The organism is Gluconobacter sp. GP1, from assembly GCF_032913585.1.
Lineage (GTDB): Bacteria > Pseudomonadota > Alphaproteobacteria > Acetobacterales > Acetobacteraceae > Gluconobacter > Gluconobacter cerinus.
The window spans coordinates 1-3,706 of the sequence record NZ_JASGXC010000028.1; the positions used below are offsets into that span (position 1 = coordinate 1).

General features: G+C 50.8%; 1 protein-coding gene. It reads left to right on the forward strand.

Annotated elements, in window-relative coordinates:
• Positions 1–417: 417 nt before the first annotated feature.
• Positions 418–3,087 (forward strand): Hint domain-containing protein, encoded by a 2,670-nt coding sequence (locus tag R5H23_RS16615; RefSeq protein ID WP_061509867.1) that lies wholly within the window; start codon positions 418–420, stop codon positions 3,085–3,087.
• The last annotated feature ends 619 nt before the right edge of the window (positions 3,088–3,706 follow it).

Sequence of the window (3,706 nt, forward strand, 5' to 3'; positions counted from 1 at the left end):
CCAAAAGTTTCGCATAAAATGGATTTTTCTCGAAAACCCGAAAATATAATCACTAAAAATATGAGTTGTAAGGGCCTGAGAAAATAATCAGTCCGACAATTTTCTTTGGGATACGTTGCAGCGAATGTATTGGATTTCCTAGGTTTCCAGATTGGACTCCAAATTATCCAGTTCTTGACGAAATTCTTGTTGTAAGAATCCAAAAGAATAATTTTAGAATTTATTTTATATTAGGTGTGATATTTTTTTAACATACTGAAAACAGGGTTTTTTTCACGAAAATGATACTGGTTTCCATTTGGTTAAAAAGTTCCAAAAAACAATTTCCTTTTATTTCATATCGTTGCTGTCTACAGGCGATAGGAGGGTAATGTTGGTTTGTTATTAACTACCCCCGAAAAGCTGGAGCTTGATCAAATGGCGACGACATCTGTTACTTCCGGACAAACTACTAGTAGTCAGGTTAACGCGGGAAACGTTGAATACGTCCAGAACGGCGGTACTGCTGCGGGTCAAACTAATTATGGTACGCGCTATGTACAATCAGGGGGAATAGTTACGGGTGGTGTCTTGTCAGGCACCGGTGTAGACTATATCGAGGCTGGTGGATCATCATACCAGACTGCCATTAGCAGTGGTGGTACGCGCTATGTCGAGTCAGGCGGTACCGCAATCAACCCATATCTTCGCAACGGCGGCACAATTGTCGTTTCATCGGGCGGCCTTGTAACAAGCGCAAATGGCGTCGGCGGTGTTCTGAGTGCGCAAGCTGGGGCCATCGTAAACAGCGCCTATGCCTCGGGCGCCAACGCCAGTATCATTCTCGATAATGCGGCAATCTTGAGTGGCACGATTAGCGCAACGCAGTCTGCAACCGTGTCGGGAGGAACAATCGGCTCTGGGGTTGTTGAAAATATCTCCTATTATGCATCCGCAACAAACCAGACCATTGCCAGCGGCGGTGTCGCCAATTTTTACGGAAGCACCTATTCGTCTGACATTACCATCAGTGGTGGTACCCTTAACCTCAACGGTAATACGATTTCAGGTTATCAGTTCCAGGGATCAGACGGTCTTATTACGATCTCCAGTGGCACTCTAAATGGATCTAATACTTCTGCGGTGACGGATGGGAATACCATTACACAGCGTGGTGGTACGGTTATTAACCAGACAATCGGCAGCGGTGGTATTCTCAATGTTCTAGGCGGAACAGCTTCCAGTACGGTGATTGAGACTGGAGGAAGTGCGGTTATAAACAATGGCCTTGCCAAGGACATGTTCGTAGACGGTGGATCCGTCGATGTCATCAAGACGTCCGGTGGAGCTTCGGTAGGATTTACATCGGGTGGCAACGGAGGAACAATTACTCTCGAAAGCGGTGTAACATTCACAAATACATCTTCATCGTACTGGGTCTCCTCCGGCGGCAACTATATTGTTAAGTCAGGTGCCCTGTTAAGCGGCGGACACATCTTGTCCGGAGGGACGGTCGTGGTCAGCGGCGGTACAACGTCTAACGTTGTGCTTGATGGTGGAACCATGGATGTTTACACACCAACAAGCGGGACTAATAATACATCCTTCACTTCAAATGGCGGTATAATTAATTTCGAGAGCGGATTCAAAGATACCAGAACTTGGACTGTATCCAATAACGTTACATTTAATGTTTTAAGTGGCGCGTCTATTTCTACGCCGTCGATCAAGAATGGTGGTACAGTTAGTGTAGCCTCTGGCGGCATCATTTCTGGCCAGGCTGTCGTCTCCTCTGGTGGTACACTTGTCGTTAACGGCACAGTCGGAAGCAACAGTATCCTGCTTTCTGGGGATGGTGCCGGTCTTGTCATCAGCGGCACGACAATGCCAACCAATACAATTTCGGGTTGGTCACCCACGGATACGATCGAACTAGCATCAGTTCCAGCTGCCAGTGTCACCAGCGTCACCACAACATCCACTGGCATCACGTTCTATACTTCCGGCGGCACATACTCGCTCAATGTACCAGGCGCCAGCAGTTACGGTTACACCCTGTCGTCTGACAGCAATGGTGGCCTGATTTACACGACGTGCTTTGCAGAAGGCACCTCGCTGATGACGCCGGATGGCGAAGCCACGGTCGAAACGCTCGTGCCGGGTACGCTGGTCATGACGCCGAAGGGGGCCATGCCTGTCAAATGGCTGGGTCATCGTTCCATCACCGTCTCCAGCCAGCCTGTGCCGGAAGAAAACTGGCTCGTCCGCATTCGCGAGGGCGCGCTTGCAGAGGGTGTCCCGTCCCGTGACCTGCTGGTGACGCAGGAACACTGCATGGTCTTCGAGGGCAAGCTTGTTCCGGCCCGTATGCTGGTCAATGGCGCTTCAATCCTGATTGATCGCACGATCAACAGCTACACGTACTATCACGTTGAACTGGACAGCCATGAAGCGGTTTGGGCTGAAAATGCACTAACCGAGAGCTATCTCGACACGGGCAACCGTGACCAGTTCGACAATCACACCGTGACGGCCCTCTTTGGTGGTTCCAGAAAAACGGGCGGTTCATCAACGCTGCCGCTTGAGACCTCCCGGGCCTTCGTTGAGCCGATCCATGCAGCCATTGCGGCACGCGCCCCCAGTGCTGCGCCTCAGCCTGAACTGACCACAGACCCGGACCTGCATCTGGTCACCAACTTTGGTCAGGTTATCCGTCCGCTGCGTCAGGCAAACGATCGGGTCATGTTCATGATCCCCGCGAATGTTGCGACAGTGCGTCTGGTCTCCCGGACCAGCCGTCCGAGCGACACGATCGGACCGTTCGTGGATGATCGTCGTAATCTGGGCGTTCTTGTCGGGGATGTTTCACTCTTTGCTTCCCGTCAGACAATCAGTCTGACAGCGCATCTTTCCCTGTCTCACCTGTCAGGATGGCATGGGCTGGAATCTTCCAGATACCGCTGGACAGACGGTGATGCAGCTCTGTCGCTACAGAACGGAGATATCGTTAGCAGGGAGCCAAGCATTCTCTCCATTCAGGTTGTGTCCGGCGGACCATACCTTATGGAAGATCACACTGTGCGCTCTGATCTGCGCCAGGTCGGATAAACACGCTGTTAGATGATGATGGGGAGGCGACTGCCTCCCCATCACATGAGAACTTCGAAGAGCCATTGATTGAAGCCTTGGAGATCTGATTTCGGGCGTCATGGACGATAATTTCGGTTTCTGCGTGACGAGTTCCGGCTTGTGTCTGGAGAAAAATGGGCGATTCCGTGCTCTGGATTGTTACGCGATGGTGCGGATCCGCTCCAGGAACAGGAAGCAGTGCATATTGGGGATGATATTGACCAACCCGACCCTCATGGTAGCCCGCATGATATCGGCAGTGCGGGTAAACAGTCCTATCTATGATTTCTAGTTGGCGAAAACATGTTCCACGCGAGATCAGATGACGAGCCTGCTAACATCCAACCGCTAGATCTGGGGGCCTGGTTTTGAGATGCGGCTTCCTGTGATCTTGGGTGAATCTATGTTGCGATCTAGAAGTTTTTTATCGTGATTCAGAGTGCGAGATAGGCGTCGCGGGACTGGGGCCTGAGTACTCAGGCCGCTGACAGAATGCCATTTAGGTTGGAAAATCCCGCTGAACCGTCATTCACTTCGGTGAGGAATTCCCACAAATTTCATGGCCTGATGGAAAAACCCCTATGTCCGATAATAAGAA

Coding starts and splice junctions, on each gene's coding strand:
- R5H23_RS16615 (WP_061509867.1), top strand. CDS start 418: ATGGCGACGACATCTGTTACTTCCGGACAAACTACTAGTAGTCAGGTT.